The organism is Herbaspirillum hiltneri N3 (genome assembly GCF_001267925.1).
GTDB lineage: Bacteria > Pseudomonadota > Gammaproteobacteria > Burkholderiales > Burkholderiaceae_D > Herbaspirillum > Herbaspirillum hiltneri.
In genome coordinates, this window is sequence record NZ_CP011409.1 from 2220778 (window position 1) to 2235119 (window position 14342).

The 14342-nt window shown below is 61.4% G+C and carries 16 protein-coding genes and 2 tRNA genes; 11 read left to right on the top strand and 7 right to left on the bottom strand.

Annotation, left to right across the window (positions count from 1 at the left end; all coding sequences use genetic code 11):
* Positions 1-61: 61 nt before the first annotated feature.
* The 4 genes from F506_RS10030 to F506_RS10045 are packed head-to-tail and all read right to left on the bottom strand — an operon-like array spanning position 62 to position 3383.
* On the bottom strand, positions 62-778 hold the full coding sequence (locus F506_RS10030) for a DUF3299 domain-containing protein (RefSeq protein WP_053197088.1): 717 nt from the start codon (positions 776-778) through the stop codon (positions 62-64).
* 41 nt (positions 779-819) lie between these two features.
* The gene (locus F506_RS10035) at positions 820-2082 is read right to left on the bottom strand and encodes an ABC transporter permease (protein ID WP_053197089.1); all 1263 of its coding nucleotides are present in this window, start codon (positions 2080-2082) and stop codon (positions 820-822) included.
* The gene (locus F506_RS10040; protein ID WP_053197091.1) at positions 2079-2789 is read right to left on the bottom strand and encodes an ABC transporter ATP-binding protein; all 711 of its coding nucleotides are present in this window, start codon (positions 2787-2789) and stop codon (positions 2079-2081) included. The genes F506_RS10035 and F506_RS10040 overlap by 4 nt, the downstream gene beginning before the upstream one ends.
* 27 nt (positions 2790-2816) lie before the next feature.
* Complete coding sequence (locus tag F506_RS10045; RefSeq protein WP_053197093.1) at positions 2817-3383, bottom strand: DUF2796 domain-containing protein; 567 nt, start codon at positions 3381-3383, stop codon at positions 2817-2819.
* A gap of 230 nt (positions 3384-3613) precedes the next feature.
* On the opposite strand from F506_RS10045, the gene F506_RS23735 reads away from it, so the two are divergent.
* The 5 genes from F506_RS23735 (at position 3614) to F506_RS10065 (ending at position 6741) form a co-directional block, all read left to right on the top strand.
* Positions 3614-3739, top strand: a complete 126-nt coding sequence (locus F506_RS23735; protein WP_268762601.1) for a hypothetical protein — start codon at positions 3614-3616, stop codon at positions 3737-3739.
* 2 nt (positions 3740-3741) lie between these two features.
* Entirely contained in the window at positions 3742-4512 is a 771-nt protein-coding gene (aztA, locus tag F506_RS10050; RefSeq protein ID WP_053197095.1) for a zinc ABC transporter ATP-binding protein AztA, read from the top strand.
* On the top strand, positions 4509-5390 hold the full coding sequence (locus tag F506_RS10055) for a metal ABC transporter permease (RefSeq protein ID WP_053197097.1): 882 nt from the start codon (positions 4509-4511) through the stop codon (positions 5388-5390). Before aztA ends, F506_RS10055 begins: the two co-directional genes overlap by 4 nt.
* 17 nt (positions 5391-5407) lie before the next feature.
* Entirely contained in the window at positions 5408-6337 is a 930-nt protein-coding gene (locus tag F506_RS10060) for a metal ABC transporter substrate-binding protein (RefSeq protein WP_053197099.1), read from the top strand.
* A gap of 92 nt (positions 6338-6429) precedes the next feature.
* Positions 6430-6741, top strand: coding sequence for a putative quinol monooxygenase (locus F506_RS10065; protein WP_053197101.1), 312 nt, complete (start codon positions 6430-6432; stop codon positions 6739-6741).
* Here F506_RS10065 and F506_RS10070 read toward each other — a convergent pair.
* Entirely contained in the window at positions 6717-7649 is a 933-nt protein-coding gene (locus F506_RS10070; RefSeq protein WP_053197102.1) for a LysR substrate-binding domain-containing protein, read from the bottom strand. The genes F506_RS10065 and F506_RS10070 overlap by 25 nt on opposite strands.
* A 105-nt stretch (positions 7650-7754) precedes the next feature.
* On the opposite strand from F506_RS10070, the gene F506_RS10075 reads away from it, so the two are divergent.
* A complete protein-coding gene (locus tag F506_RS10075; RefSeq protein WP_053197104.1) occupies positions 7755-7994 on the top strand; it encodes a hypothetical protein in 240 nt (79 codons plus the stop codon).
* Positions 7995-8381: 387 nt separating this feature from the next.
* Positions 8382-8804 carry a VOC family protein gene (locus tag F506_RS10080; RefSeq protein ID WP_053201455.1) on the top strand — a complete coding sequence of 141 codons (423 nt, stop codon included), beginning with the start codon at positions 8382-8384 and terminating at the stop codon, positions 8802-8804.
* 67 nt (positions 8805-8871) lie between these two features.
* Here the strand turns inward: F506_RS10080 and F506_RS10085 are convergent, their stop codons facing one another.
* Entirely contained in the window at positions 8872-9672 is an 801-nt protein-coding gene (locus F506_RS10085; RefSeq protein WP_053197106.1) for a uracil-DNA glycosylase family protein, read from the bottom strand.
* 94 nt (positions 9673-9766) lie between these two features.
* Positions 9767-11860 carry an excinuclease ABC subunit UvrB gene (uvrB, locus tag F506_RS10090; protein ID WP_053197108.1) on the bottom strand — a complete coding sequence of 698 codons (2094 nt, stop codon included), beginning with the start codon at positions 11858-11860 and terminating at the stop codon, positions 9767-9769.
* A 116-nt stretch (positions 11861-11976) separates the two neighbouring features.
* Here uvrB and F506_RS10095 point away from each other — a divergent pair, with 116 nt between their 5' ends.
* From F506_RS10095 to F506_RS10110, 4 genes are all read left to right on the top strand, one after another.
* Complete coding sequence (locus tag F506_RS10095; protein ID WP_053197110.1) at positions 11977-13194, top strand: amino acid aminotransferase; 1218 nt, start codon at positions 11977-11979, stop codon at positions 13192-13194.
* Positions 13195-13283: 89 nt separating this feature from the next.
* Positions 13284-13359: transfer RNA gene (locus F506_RS10100), tRNA-Asn, on the top strand.
* A gap of 243 nt (positions 13360-13602) precedes the next feature.
* Positions 13603-13678: transfer RNA gene (locus F506_RS10105), tRNA-Asn, on the top strand.
* 115 nt (positions 13679-13793) lie between these two features.
* Positions 13794-14273, top strand: coding sequence for an OsmC family protein (locus tag F506_RS10110; protein ID WP_053201457.1), 480 nt, complete (start codon positions 13794-13796; stop codon positions 14271-14273).
* Positions 14274-14342: the final 69 nt, after the last annotated feature.

Here is a 14342-nt window from a genome sequence, read left to right on the forward strand (position 1 = left end):
CAAAATGTGGGGATAACTTCCCGACAAATCCACAGCAAATTCGCAGTATCCCAACCTTGTTTCAACCGCCTTGCGGTGCGCCGTCGGTGTACGGTTCCACCTTGACCGAGGTCATGCTGTAGCCGGCGCTGCCCATCATCGTGTCGGAGCGTTCGATCTTCAGCACGCCGCTGATCCAGACCGCATCCATGGTGCGGGTGTTCTTGACCGGCTTGCTGCTGTGCACGTGGATGATCTGGTTGGCGGGCGGCGGCGGTACGTGGATGCAGGCGCCGAAATACGGCACCAGCAGGAATTCCTTCAACGCCTCGCCCTCGCGTTCCAACGAAACGACGAAGCCGGGAATGCGGATTGCCGCGCCGTTCATGGCCGGATCGACGGGCGCGTTCTTCCAGTACTTCTTGGCTTTCCACAATGCTTCCATGGCGCGCGGGTCGCCGTCTTCCATCTTGTCCAGCTTCAGGCCCTTGAACGGCGCCATGGCGTCCCAGTCTTTCGGCATGAGCGACTCCCAGGCGATTTCGCGGAAGCCGCCTTCGTTTTTGCCGGAGGGCTTGTAAGGCGTCTTTTGCAGGTCGGGTGCCTGTTGCAGGTGGTCGCCGACCTTGTATTGGGCGTTGTCGGAGTACGGGGCTGCTGCAGCGGTGGTCGCTGCGGGCGCGGCAGCTTCTGCAGCCGGCGCGGCCTTGGGCCCGTTCGGCGTGGCCGCCAGATGCACCGAGTAACCGACCAGCAATCCGGCAGCCACGATGCCGCCTATCCAGGTAATGCTTTTCATGATGTTGCAGTCGTCATAGTTGCGGCAACGAGGCCGCGAAATTAAAGTCGGGGAGTCAGGCCGTCGGCCAGGCTTAGCCTGTAGGCGCGCAGGCCCGGCAGCAGGCTGGCGGCGAAGCCGGCGAGGACGGTCCAGCCCAGCAGCTGCAGCTCGCCGGCGGCCGGCAAGGCAGGATGCAATGTTACGCCAAATTGCGCGCTCAGGAAGGGCCCCAGCGCGAACAGCGCCAGCGTCAGCAGGACCACGCCCAGCACCACGCCGGCCAGCATCACCGCCAGTCCTTCCAGCGCCAGCAGCAAGAACACGTCGCCCGGCCGTGCGCCCACCGAGCGCAGCACTGCCAGCTCGCGCCGCCGTTCGCCCAGGCTCGCGAGAATCGCTGACACCAGCCCGGCCAGCCCGACGATGACGACCATGCCCGATACCACCAGCAAGGCGTTTTCGCCGATGCCGACTACTTGCCACAATTCATCCAGCGCCACGCCCGGCAGTACCGCCATCAACGGTTCGCTGTTGTCGTCGGCGATGTCGCGCTGCACGCCGAAGACTGCAGCGCGGCTTTTCAGGCCGACCAGCACGGCGGTCACGGTCTTCGGCGTGAGGTCGAATTTTTTCACCAGCGCCGGCGCAATCGACAGGCCCGGCATCGGCGCGCCGCCTTCCCAGTCGAGGTGGATGGCTTCCATCGCGTCAAGGCCGATATGCACGGTGCGGTCCACCGGGGTGCCGGTGCGCGCCAGGATGCCGGTGACCGTGAACGGCTTGTCGGCGTGGTCGGTCAGATGCAGGCTGCCCATGCCGTGGCTCAGCACGATGCGGTCGCCCAGCTTGTAATGCAGGCGTTGCGCTACCTCCGCGCCGAGTACGGTTTCAAAGACATTGCCGAAGACGCGGCCTTCGCCGAGTTGCAGCGGCTGTCCGTCGCCGTAGTGGAAATGCCTGAAATAGTCGCCGTTGGTCGCCAACACCGGGAAGCCGCGATGAGAATCGCCCAGCGACAATGGAATGGTCCAGGCGACGGCGGGATTCTTCGCGAGCTTTTGCGCGCTGTCCCAACCCATGTTGTTGGTGGCGCCGCCGATACGGAAGATCGCGTACAGCATCAGCTGGACCGGACTGGTGCGCGCGCCGACCACCAGGTCGGTGCCTGACACCGATTGCGAAAAACTGTCGCGCACTTCATGGCGCACGCGCTCGATGCCGAGCAGCATGGCGCTCGACAGCGCGATGGCCAGTAGCATCAGGCCCAGCGTGTAGCGGCGATTCCAGGCGCTGCGCGCGGCCAGGCGGAACAGGAAGCTCATGCCGGTTCCTCCTGCGCGCAGCGGTTGATGTCGTTGAGGGCGATGCGGCGGTCGAAGCGTTCGGCCAGGCGCTGGTCGTGGCTGACGAACACCAGGCTGGCGCCGGCTTGTTCGCACTCGTGCCGGATCAGGTTCAGAAAAGCCTGTTGACGGTCGCTGTCGAGCGCCGAGGTCGGCTCGTCGGCGACCACGATTTCCGGCCGGCCGATCAGCGCGCGGGCGGCAGCGACACGCTGTTGCTGGCCGATCGACAGCTGCGTCGCTGCACGCGTCCACAAGTCCGGCGTCAGGTCGAGGCTGCGCAGCAGCGATTCGGCCGCCGTGCGCAAATCGCTGCCCTGCGCAAGCGCACGTTCACGGCGCAAGGCCGAGAAGCGGCAGGGCAGCACTACGTTGTCGAGAATCGACAGGTAAGGAATCAGATTGAACTGCTGGAAGATGAAGCCGATATGGTCGACGCGGAAACGATCGCGCCGCGACGCCGGCAGCGCCTCCAGCGCTTGCCCGAGGATGGCGACGCTGCCGGCCTGGGCGCTGCTGATGCCGCCGATCAGCGCCAGCAGCGTACTCTTGCCGCTGCCGCTGGGACCGCTGACGAAGACTTGCTCGCGCGCCTGCACCTCGAACCGGTCCAGCGCCAGCGTCGGCGTTTTCTGGCCGGGCCAGGTGAAGGTGATGTCGCGCAAGGCGATGGCGGCGTCGCTCATATCGTGATGTTCGCTGGCTGAAAAATGTTAGGGGACGGTAATGCTGTTGGCGGCAGGCGTCAGTTTGGCTGCGCCCTGGCGCTTGCCTGTCACCAGTTGCACGTCGATGCTGTTGAATCCCTTGAACGCATCGAACAGACGGACCTCGATTTTCTGCAGCCGTTCCGGATGGGCGCAGCGGAAAGTGAAATCGGCGTCGAGATCGGCGTGACCGTCATGGTCGGCTTGCGCAGCCGGTTTGGCCGCTGCCGCTTCACCGAGCAATGCCGGGTCCAGCGCGGCGGATTCCAATTTGACTCCATTGAGCTTGCATTCCGCTGACGGACTGGTGACGAACACGGCGCCGGCGTTGCGCAGGGTGTTGGTCATGGCCTGGACAGCTTGCTTGTCCTTCGCGCTGTTGGCGGCGTGTTCGAAGCCGACCAGGTTGACCAGCGGCGAATCGAGATGCAGCGACAGCGTCTGGCCGTCGAGCGCGACATCGAGCTTGCCGACGCCGTGCACGTGTGCTTCGTGGGCGTGGACAAGCGCAGCGGAGAACAGCAGGGCAGCGGCGACGGCCAGGGGCAGGGTCTTGCGGAAGTGGGAATACATGGGCGAGATCTTTCTTCAGGTGAGCTGCACAGGGCGATCCGCAAAGCGGAAAGCTGTCCCGGGCTGCATTTTGACTGGATTGAGCGATTTCTTGGGTTTTTGTCACATCTTGCAACAATGTTGCATTATAATTCCGATCTTTCATCGAAATGCAACTCGGTTGCAGCTTATTTTTCGACGCCTGCCCGGCAAGAAGCTGTTCCATAACCCAACAAGAAAATCTCGTTCCCATGCTCTTCCGTTTCATTCAACAAACCAGCGTGCTTGCGCTGCCGTGGTGGCAGCGCGTGCTGCTGGTCGCGCCGGTGTGCCTGCTGCTGTGGCTGGGCGTGATGTGGGCCCTGGGAGGAGATTGAACATGTCCGCCGTCATCTCGCTGGAAAATCTCACCGTCGCCTACCGCCGCCATCCCGCCTTGCATCATGTCAGCGGGGAGTTCGCGCGCGGTTCGCTGACCGCCGTGGTCGGTCCCAACGGCGCCGGCAAGAGTACGCTGCTGAAAACCATCATGGGTCAGGTGCGCTGCAATAGCGGCCGCGTGGTCACGCATCTGGCGGCTGAGCGCATCGCCTATTTGCCGCAACAGGCCGAGATCGACCGCAGCTTTCCGATCTCGGTGCTCGATTGCGTGCTGCTGGGCTATTGGGCGCGCGCCGGGCTGTTTCGCCGCATCAGCCGCGACATGGTGCAGCGTGCGGAAGAGGCATTGGCCGCAGTCGGCCTCGGCGGCTTCGCGCAGCGCGCCATTTCCAGCTTGTCGGTGGGGCAGTTCCAGCGCGTGCTGTTCGCGCGCATCCTGCTGCAGGACGCCGAGCTGATCCTGCTGGACGAGCCGTTCAACGCCATCGACACCCGGACCGCCGGCGACTTGCTGCGCATCATCCAGTCCTGGCACGCCGAGCAGCGCACCGTGATCGCGGTGCTGCACGACTACGACCAAGTGCGCAAGGCGTTCCCGCAATCGCTGCTGCTGGCGCGCAATGTGGTCGCCTGGGGCGAGACCGAAGGCGTGCTGTGCCACGAAAACCTGCACCGCGCGCGTTCCATGGCCGAAGCGGTCGACGAGCATGCGCCGCTGTGCGCAGTCGATGTCCACGATGCCGGCCATGAAGGGAGTGCGCCGCGATGATGCTGCTCCACGATTTCTATCAATTCGCGATTGCGCCGTTCCAGGAGTTCGCCTTCATGCGCCGCGCGCTGGTGGCGACGCTGGCCCTGGCGCTGTCGAGCGCGCCGCTGGGCGTGATGCTGACGCTGCGCCGCATGAGCCTGTTTGGCGAGGCGCTGAGCCACGCGGTGTTGCCCGGCGTGGCGGCCGGTTTCATTTTCTTCGGCCTGTCGCTGCCGGCGCTGAGCATCGGCGGCTTCCTCGCCGGTGTGATCGTGGTGGCGCTGGCGGGCTGGATCAGCCGCCATACGGAACTCAAGGAGGACGCCAGCCTCGCCGCCGTCTACGTGGTCGCGCTGGCATTGGGCGTGATCATGATTTCCGGACACGGCACCCAGCTCGACCTGCTGCACATCCTGTTCGGCAACGTCCTCGGCGTAGATACCGAGGGCCTGCTGCTGGTGGCCGGCGTATCCAGCCTGAGCGTACTGCTGATGGCGGGTTTGTATCGCGGCCTGCTGCTGGAGAGTTTCGACCCGTCCTTCCTGGCCGCCGGCGGCGGACGCAATACCGTGTACCAGCAATTGTTCCTGATGCTGGTGGTGCTGAACCTGGTCGCTTCGTTCCAGACGCTGGGTACGCTGATGGCGGTCGGCCTGATGATGCTGCCGGCGGTGTCGGCGCGGTTGTGGCATGACACCTTGCCGGCGCAATTGGCCAACAGCGCCGTGCAGGCCGCGCTGGCCGGCTACGCGGGGCTGATGCTGTCGTACTACGCCTCGGTGCCGTCCGGGCCGGTGATCATCGTGTGCGCCGGCGGCTTCTATTTTCTGTCTCTGATCTTCGCCCCGCGCGGCTGGTTGCCGCGCATCCTGCGCCGGCCGCATCTGCGCGCTTAATTCTTCCGGGAGTCATCGTGAAACTGTTTCGCCAAGTCTTTCTTTCGATTGCAGCCATGCTGGCTGTCCAGGGCGCATCCGCCGCAGATGCCCGCTTGCCGGTAGTCGCCAGCTTCAGCATCCTTGGGGATATCGTCGCCAATATCGGCGGCGACCGCATTGTCGTTACCACGCTGGTCGGACCCGACCAGGATGCGCACGTGTTCCAGCCGGCGCCGGATCACATCAAATCGGTGGCGCGCGCCAGACTGGTGGTGGTCAACGGCCTCGGCTTCGAGGGCTGGATGGAGCGCGTGACGCAGTCGGCCAACTATCGCGGCGACATCGTGGTGGCGTCCCAGGGCATCGCGGTGCGGGATCGTGTTGAAGAGGAACATGATCACGACAGCCACGACGGCCACGATCATCATCACGGCAAGAACGATCCGCATGCCTGGCAGAACCCCGCCAACATCGTGATCTACACGCAAAACATCGTCGCCGCGCTGAGCAAGCTCGATCCGGCCGGCGCCGCGCTGTATCGCAAGAACGGCGACGCCTACATTGCCTCGCTCAACGAGCTGGACCGCTGGGCCATACAGCAATTCGCCCAATTCCCGCCGGCCAAACGCAAGGTGATTACTTCCCATGACGCCTTCGAATACTTCGGTGCGCATTACCAGGTGCGCTTCCTCGCGCCGCAAGGCGTGTCGACCGAAAGCGAACCGAGCGCGAAGGAAGTCGCCGGTCTGATCCGCCAGATCCGCAAGGAAAAAATCCGCGCCGTCTTCATCGAGAACATGAGCAGTCCCAAACTGCTTCAACAGATCAGCAAGGAAGCCGGCGTCACGCTGGGCGGCAAGCTTTATGCGGATGCGCTGTCGCAGGCCGACGGCCCTGCGCCGACCTATCTGAAGCTGATGCGTTACAACATCGGGCAGTTGCTGGCGCAGATGAAGCTGAACTGATCGCGCGGCCATGCATGACGGAGGGCGCCGTCACGTCTGCGCAACTTCGCGTATGCTTGTCGTTTTTCCTCACAACAACCGGAGATGACAACATGGTCCACGTAGTCGCAATCATTACCGCCAAGCCTGGCAAGCGCGAAGAACTGCTGAAACTGGTGCGCGCCAATCTGGCCGCCGTCCGCGCCGAGCAGGGCTGCATCGACTACGGTCCGGTCATCGACGTGCCGGGTTTCGGCGGTTCTCAGGCTGAACTTGGCCCCGACACTTTCGCCTTCATCGAAAAATGGGAAAGCGCCGATGCGCTCAAGCTCCACTTCACCCAGCCGCACATGCTCGACTACCGCGACAAGTCCAAGGACCTGATCGCCGCACGCGCCGTTCACGTCATGGAATCGGCGGAGTAAATTTTTCCCGGATCGTAGGCTGATGCCGCTCCCATCTGCATCAGCCACGTAATGAAAGTCTTGAGGGCATTGCCATTGGTTTCGCCGGTACGGTGCAACATATGGAAGCCCTGGCCGTGCAATACCACCTCAGGAAACAGCTGGCGCAGGCGGCCGTGCGACAAGTCGTCGTCCACCAGCGCCAGCGATCCCATCGCAACCCCCAGGTCAGTCGACGCCGCCTGCAAGCTCAGGAAAAAGTGTTCGTAACTCGTCCCCGGCAATTTCTTCTTCACCGGCACGCCGGCCTTGATCAGCCACTGCTGCCAGGCGTCCGCACGCACGCTCAGATGGATCAGCGACGCCTGCAGCAGGTCCGCCGGCTTGTTAATCGGGTGCAGCTCCAGGTAATGCGGCGAGGCCAGCGGCGCCGACACGTCATCGAGGAAGCGCACGCATTCAAAGCCGCTGCGCTCCAGCGGACTGCGCCATAACACGACGTCGAAGGGATCCTTGAGGTCTTCGAAATGCTCCGAGACGGTGGTCGTCACGCGCACCTCGATGCGCGGATTGTCGATCTGGAACTGCGACAGCCGTGGAATCAGCCAGCGCATCGCCACCGACGGCGCAGTGATCAGGCGCACGATGCGGTTCTTGCCGGTCAGCGTCAGCTGCTCCGCCGCCATGGCGATGCGATCGAGCGCGGCGCGCACTTCGGTATAAAAGGCTTGCGCCGCTTCCGTTGCTTCCACGCCACGCGGCAAACGGATAAACAAGGGCTGGCCGAAATGCTCTTCCAGCAATTTTATTTGCTGGCTGACTGCGCTGTGCGTGATGTGTAACTCGTGCGCCGCAATCGTCAGGCTGCGCGTACGGGCGGCCGCTTCGAACACTTTGAGGGCCTTCAAGGGGGGCAAGGAAAGTGACATGATGTAAGTTTTTCTAATGCAGGTGTCGGAAAATATTGCTTTTTAAAGTGATGGGTAGCCCCTATTCTCACTATCACTGCAACGTTATTCATGTGAAAGAAAGAAATGACTACTTATCAATCCGCCGGTTTTTCTAATAATTTACAGAGTTTGCTGGAAGCTTTCCAGTTCTTTGTCGAGCGCGCATTCAGCTCGCCTGCCAAGACTGTCGACGGCGCGCTGTTCGACCTCAACGATGCTCCTTACCTGGAAGGCGTTACCAGCCACGCCGAGATGGAACGCCGTTTGCGTGAACTCGATCGCAGCCATTTGCGCGCACTGTCGCAACTGCAAGCGCAATTCTGATTGCTGCTGCAGCCGTAAGGGCTGAAACAAGCTGCAATGAAACTGCAATGCAGCTGGAATGTTGGCGTGATGCCAGAGATGTAAATGATGGGCGCCGGTTTCAATCCTGAAACCTGAAATGCGCCACCCTGGAGACCGAGCCGGAACGAATTTTCCCCGGCTCGCGGCAATCAAGATGCCGTCCCGCATGCACGGGATACGGCGACACCGCAGCGAATTTTGTCGCTGCCCTCTGACTCGACACCGCAAGTTATCGCCTGCGCAGGATCTGCCGCAGGCGGCGCGAAACCGTCTCATGTTCTTGCCATGCCCGCGATCGGCAGGCGGCTTGCCGCCCCGATGACCGGAATGCGATAAGCTATGTATTTGCCCAAACTGGAACGGAACATGAACGCATTGCACCCATTTCACCTGGCTTTCTTCGTGCGCGACCTCGACGAGGCGCGCGGTTTTTACGGCGGCGTGCTGGGATTTTCGGAAGGCCGCAGCACCGAGCGCTGGGTCGACTTCGATTGCATGGGACACCAGTTGTCGCTGCATCTGAAAAAAGACCTGGTGGTGCCGCAGGGCGCCGGCAACGTCGACGGCAACAACGTGCCGATCCCGCACTTCGGCATCATCCTCGATCAGACGTCATGGGACGCCTTGGCTCGGCGCATCGCCGCGGCTGGCGTATCGTTCATCGTCGAACCGCAGACGCGTTTCAAGGGCGAGCCGGGCGAACAGTCGACCATGTTCTTCCAGGACCCATCGGGCAACTCGCTGGAGTTCAAGGGTTTCGCCTCGATGAACCAGATTTTCGCAAAGTAATTGAGATGAAAAAAGCCGGCCCGCAGCCGTAGCCGAGGGCCGGCTTTTTTGCGCGCCGGGGCAATGCTCAGGCGCGCTTTTTCTTTTTCAGCAGATGCATGGGGCCGAACAACTCCTGCATTCCGCTGTGAGCGATGAAGCTCAGGTTGTAGGGATGCTCCGCCACGGCGCGCGGAAAGCGTTCCACCACCGGCAAGCCGTGCAGCTCCTCGGCGATCTTGCCCCACAGGACCAGCGTCGGCAGCGCTTTCTTCTTTTCCTCGGCGTACTGCGCCAATCCCTTCAATACGGTTTCAAAGAACGGTTTCCAGGCTTTGGCATCCTTGACCGGCTTGACGTGCGTGCGGAACACCAGGCTGGCGTTGAGCAGCAGGAAGCCCTGCGCGGTCAGGTTGTCCTGCAGGTCGGCCAGTGTCTGGACGGTGCCTGCGGTGTCGGCCTGCGCTTTGGCGGCGATGTCGAGCAGGGCGTCACCGCTGGTCTTGTCGACCGGCACGCGGCCATCGGCGACCAGCAGCATCTTCATGAAATTGCGCAGTGAAGTCGCCCGGTTGACTTGTTTGGACAAGCCCTTGTCCGACCACAGCGAACCGACCGCGCCGTCCATGAAGCACACGCCGGTGGCGCTGGCCGCGCGCGGATAAGGGCCTTCGCCGACCAACACGTAGCGGACCTCGTCGATCGGCTGTTTGAACGCGGCGAAGATGCGGCCTTCGGTCGGCAGATAGGTCGCGTCTTGCACCAGCGCGGGAAGATAGTCCGGGTCGAGAGCGGCGATGGCCTGCAGGCCGGTTTTCAGGATGGCGCGCCAGGACGGATCGGCAGTGGCGCAGAGGTCGAGCAGGGCGGTCGGGACGGTAGCCGGCATGAGGAAGCGATTGCTGAGGGTTGATCGGAAATAAAAAAGCTGCCCGCATCATAAATCAATGCGGGCAGCCCGGGATGCTTCATGACGAACGCAATTACGCCACCGCCACCGTATCGTCGCCGGCCGCGCCGAACAATTGCTGCTTGAGCTGGTGCAACTGGTCGCGCACCTTGGCGGCTTTTTCGAACTCGAGGTTCTTGGCGTGCTCCTGCATGAGCTTTTCGAGGCGCTTGATTTCCTTGCTGACCTGCTTTTCGCTCATGGCTTCGTAGTTGGCCTGTTCCTGCGCCACCATCAGTTCCACGCGCGCTTCCTGCGGGCTGTAGACGCCGTCGATCAGTTCGCGGATTTCCTTCTTGATGCCCATAGGCGTGATGCCGTTGGCTTCGTTGAAGGCAAGCTGCTTGGCCCGGCGGCGTTCGGTTTCGCCGATGGCTTTCTGCATCGAGTCGGTGACCTTGTCGCCATACAGGATCGCCATGCCGTTGAGGTTGCGCGCGGCGCGGCCGATGGTCTGGATCAGGCTGCGCTCGGAACGCAGGAAGCCTTCCTTGTCGGCGTCGAGAATCGCCACCAGCGAGACTTCGGGAATATCCAGGCCTTCGCGCAGCAGGTTGATGCCGACCAGCACGTCGAAGGTGCCAAGGCGCAGGTCGCGGATGATTTCAACGCGTTCGACGGTGTCGATGTCGCTGTGCAGATAGCGCACCTTGACGCCGTTGTCGCTGAGGAATTCAGTCAGCTGCTCCGACATGCGCTTGGTCAGCGTGGTCACCAGCACGCGCTCGTTCTTCTTCACGCGCATGGTGATTTCCTGCATCAGGTCGTCGACCTGGGTCGTTGCAGGACGCACGGAAATCAGCGGGTCGACCAGGCCGGTCGGACGCACCACTTGCTCGACCACCTGGTCGGAATGGGTGTTTTCATATTCGGCGGGCGTGGCCGAGACGAAAATGGTCTGGCGCATCTTGCCCTGGAACTCGTCGAACTTGAGTGGCCGATTGTCCAGCGCCGACGGCAGCCGGAAGCCGTAGTCGACCAGATTGGTCTTGCGGGCGCGGTCGCCGTTGTACATGCCGTTGAGCTGGCCGATCAGCACGTGCGACTCATCGAGGAACATGATCGCATCCGCCGGCAGGTAATCCACCAGCGTCGGCGGCGGATCGCCGGCCTTGGCGCCGGACAGGTGGCGCGAATAGTTTTCGATGCCCTTGGTGAAGCCGATCTCGGTCATCATTTCGATGTCGAAACGAGTGCGCTGCTCAAGGCGCTGTTCTTCGATCAGCTTGTTTTCCTTGCGGAAGAATTCCAGCCGTTCGCGCAACTCGTCCTTGATCGTCTCGATGGCGCGCAGCACCGTTGCACGCGGGGTGACGTAGTGCGAACCGGGATAAACGGTGAAGCGCGGAATCTTCTGGCGCACGCGGCCGGTCAGCGGGTCGAACAATTGCAGGCTGTCGATTTCATCGTCGAACATCTCGATGCGCACGGCCAGTTCGGCATGCTCGGCGGGGAACACGTCAATGGTGTCGCCGCGCACGCGGAAGGTGCCGCGGCCGAAGTCGACTTCGTTGCGCGAGTATTGCATCTGGATCAGGCGCGCGATGACGTCGCGCTGGCTGACCTTGTCCTTGGCGCGCAAGGTCAGGATCATCTGGTGGTATTCGTTGGGGTTACCGATACCGTAAATCGCCGAGACGGTTGCCACAATGACAACGTCACGCCGCTCCATCAGCGACTTGGTGCACGACAGGCGCATCTGTTCGATGTGTTCGTTGATCGAGGAATCTTTCTCGATGAACAGATCGCGCTGCGGGACGTAGGCTTCCGGCTGGTAGTAATCGTAGTAGCTGACGAAATATTCGACCGCATTTTGCGGAAAGAACTCGCGAAATTCGCTGTAAAGCTGCGCTGCCAGCGTTTTGTTCGGCGCGAAGATGATTGCCGGCCGGCCGAGACGTGCGATGGCGTTGGCCATCGTATAGGTCTTGCCCGAACCGGTGACGCCCAGCAGGGTCTGGAAGAACAGGCCGTCATGCACCCCTTCGACCAGCTTCTCGATTGCGGCCGGCTGGTCGCCGGCAGGCGGGAAGGGCTGGTACAGACGGTAAGGAGAATCCGGGAACGTCAGGAACTTGCTCTCGTCGAGCGTAGAAGATGCTGCAGTAACGGGGGATAAATCAGCCATTGTCATTCGACCTTTGGTAAAATTACGTGTTGCAAAACGGTGCTCGGCTCGCGGCTTTGCCCTGCATCCATCCCGACTGCAATCTACGTTTGCAGCTAACTTTTTATGTTATCACGATGAACGCATCTCTCTCAGCCTCCCTCTTCACCGCCATCGAAATGGCGCCCCGCGACCCTATCCTCGGCATTACCGATGCATACAATGCCGACAAGAATCCAGGCAAAACCAACCTCGGCGTTGGCGTCTACTATGACGATAACGGCAAGGTGCCGTTGCTGGAGTGCGTGAAAAAGGCGGAAGCTGAACTGGCCGCCAAACTGGCGCCGCGTACCTATTTGCCGATCGACGGTCTGGCAACGTACGACAAGGCGGTCCAGGAATTGGTATTTGGTGCCGATAGCGCGGTTGTTCAAGAGAAGCGCGCGATCACCGTGCAAGCCCTGGGCGGCACCGGCGCACTGAAGCTCGGCGCCGACTTCATCAAACATTTCTCGCCGGCATCGACCCAGATCTGGATCAGCGACCCGAGCTGGGAAAACCATCGCGCGCTGTTCGAGATGGCCGGCTTCACCGTCAACAACTATCCCTACTACGACGCGGCCACCCGCGGCGTGAACTTCGCGGGCATGCTCGATGCGCTCAAGACTATGGCCTCCGGCTCGGTCGTGCTGCTGCACGCATGCTGCCACAACCCGACCGGCGCCGACCTGACTGCCGATCAATGGACCCAAGTCATTGAAGTAGTGACATCGCGCGGCCTGATCCCGTTCCTCGACATGGCCTATCAAGGTTTCGGCGACGGCATCGAAGAAGACGGCAAGGTCGTGCGTCGCTTCGCTGAAGCAGGCGGTCCGTTGTTCGTGTCGAACTCGTTCTCGAAGTCGTTCTCGCTGTACGGCGAGCGCGTCGGCGCGCTGAGCATCGTCGCTTCGACCAACGAAGAAGCTGCACGCGTGCTGTCGCAACTCAAGCGAGTGGTGCGCACCAACTATTCCAACCCGCCGATCCACGGTGGCCAGGTTGTCGCCACTGCACTGGCTTCGCCGGAACTGCGTGCTCTGTGGGAAAGCGAACTGGCCGAGATGCGCGTGCGCATCCGCGAAATGCGTCAGCTGCTGGTCGCGAAGCTGAAGGAAAAAGCGCCTGCGCACGATTTCGACTTCGTCATCAAGCAACGCGGCATGTTCTCGTACTCGGGCCTGACCAAGGCGCAAGTCGAGCGTCTGCGCAATGAGTTCTCGATCTATGCCGTTGATACCGGCCGCATTTGCGTCGCCGCACTGAACAGCAAGAATATCGACGCCGTCGTTGACGCCATCGCCAAGGTGCTCTAAAGAGAAAAGCGTTCCACCCTGAAACGGGCGGGACGCAAAAAGGTTTTGACAGGAAGTGAAAATCAAGTCATAATCTTTTTCTCAGCTGTTCCCTGATAGCTCAGTCGGTAGAGCGACGGACTGTTAATCCGCAGGTCCCTGGTTCGAGTCCAGGTCGGGGAGCCAAAAAAATCGAAGAAGCCTCGCATTCGTGCGGGGCTTTTTCTATTCCGGAGTTTGTTTCTGCATGGCGCCGCATGCCTGGTGGCGAGCAAGCGCGAGATGTTTCAGAATCGTTTTTCGTGGTCGCGCGTTGTCCGCAATGCGCGATGAAGAAGAGGGCGGTGCGTAGCGAATTATTTAGCAATTTTCTGGCGTGGAAATATAGCCGCGAAGGAAAATTTAGTTCATAATCGCGCCCTCAGCTGTTCCCTGATAGCTCAGTCGGTAGAGCGACGGACTGTTAATCCGCAGGTCCCTGGTTCGAGTCCAGGTCGGGGAGCCAAAAAATTCGAAAGCCTCGCATCCGTGCGGGGCTTTTTCGTTGGCCGGCGCCAAACGCTCGCCTGCAGCCGGGGAATTTTGCAGGTATGCTGGCGCACTTCGACGGGAGATTGCACATGATAGAAATCGAGGCAACCATCTTGTGGGCGCGCGGCAGTGAAGAGGCGTTCGCCGACAACCGCTACAGCCGCGTGCATCGCTGGCGTTTCGACGGCGGGGTGGAAGTGCCGGCGTCGTCATCGCCGCATATCGTTCCTTTGCCGTATTCCTCGCCGGACAATGTCGATCCGGAAGAGGCTTACCTGGCGTCGCTGTCGAGTTGCCATATGCTGACGTTCCTGGCCATCGCGGCAAAGCGTGGTTTCGTGGTCGATCGCTATGTCGACCGCGCCGGCGCCGTGATGGAAAAGAACGCCAGGGGCAAGCTGGTGGTCAGCAAGGCGACCTTGCAACCGGTCGTCGTGTATCGCGGCCGTGTGCCGACGTCGGATGAGGACGAGGTCCTGCACCATGCGGCCCATGAAGAATGTTTCCTGGCCAATTCGGTGCTGACCGAGATTACGGTCGTGCCGACATCGACGGCTGCGGACGCTTGATCAGGCTCGTTTCGGGCTTGTTGTTTTAACAGGTGCATAAGCATATTCGGACAAGTTGCTTGACTTCGC

What these genes read in the sequence shown, in the direction of transcription:
- F506_RS10030 (WP_053197088.1), bottom strand. Translation starts at nt 778, where the DNA reads ATGAAAAGCATTACCTGGATAGGCGGCATCGTGGCTGCCGGATTGCTG.
- F506_RS10035 (WP_053197089.1), bottom strand. Translation starts at nt 2,082, where the DNA reads ATGAGCTTCCTGTTCCGCCTGGCCGCGCGCAGCGCCTGGAATCGCCGC.
- F506_RS10040 (WP_053197091.1), bottom strand. Translation starts at nt 2,789, where the DNA reads ATGAGCGACGCCGCCATCGCCTTGCGCGACATCACCTTCACCTGGCCC.
- F506_RS10045 (WP_053197093.1), bottom strand. Translation starts at nt 3,383, where the DNA reads ATGTATTCCCACTTCCGCAAGACCCTGCCCCTGGCCGTCGCCGCTGCC.
- F506_RS23735 (WP_268762601.1), top strand. Translation starts at nt 3,614, where the DNA reads ATGCTCTTCCGTTTCATTCAACAAACCAGCGTGCTTGCGCTGCCGTGG.
- aztA (WP_053197095.1), top strand. Translation starts at nt 3,742, where the DNA reads ATGTCCGCCGTCATCTCGCTGGAAAATCTCACCGTCGCCTACCGCCGC.
- F506_RS10055 (WP_053197097.1), top strand. Translation starts at nt 4,509, where the DNA reads ATGATGCTGCTCCACGATTTCTATCAATTCGCGATTGCGCCGTTCCAG.
- F506_RS10065 (WP_053197101.1), top strand. Translation starts at nt 6,430, where the DNA reads ATGGTCCACGTAGTCGCAATCATTACCGCCAAGCCTGGCAAGCGCGAA.
- F506_RS10070 (WP_053197102.1), bottom strand. Translation starts at nt 7,649, where the DNA reads ATGTCACTTTCCTTGCCCCCCTTGAAGGCCCTCAAAGTGTTCGAAGCG.
- F506_RS10075 (WP_053197104.1), top strand. Translation starts at nt 7,755, where the DNA reads ATGACTACTTATCAATCCGCCGGTTTTTCTAATAATTTACAGAGTTTG.
- F506_RS10080 (WP_053201455.1), top strand. Translation starts at nt 8,382, where the DNA reads ATGAACGCATTGCACCCATTTCACCTGGCTTTCTTCGTGCGCGACCTC.
- F506_RS10085 (WP_053197106.1), bottom strand. Translation starts at nt 9,672, where the DNA reads ATGCCGGCTACCGTCCCGACCGCCCTGCTCGACCTCTGCGCCACTGCC.
- uvrB (WP_053197108.1), bottom strand. Translation starts at nt 11,860, where the DNA reads ATGGCTGATTTATCCCCCGTTACTGCAGCATCTTCTACGCTCGACGAG.
- F506_RS10095 (WP_053197110.1), top strand. Translation starts at nt 11,977, where the DNA reads ATGAACGCATCTCTCTCAGCCTCCCTCTTCACCGCCATCGAAATGGCG.
- F506_RS10110 (WP_053201457.1), top strand. Translation starts at nt 13,794, where the DNA reads ATGATAGAAATCGAGGCAACCATCTTGTGGGCGCGCGGCAGTGAAGAG.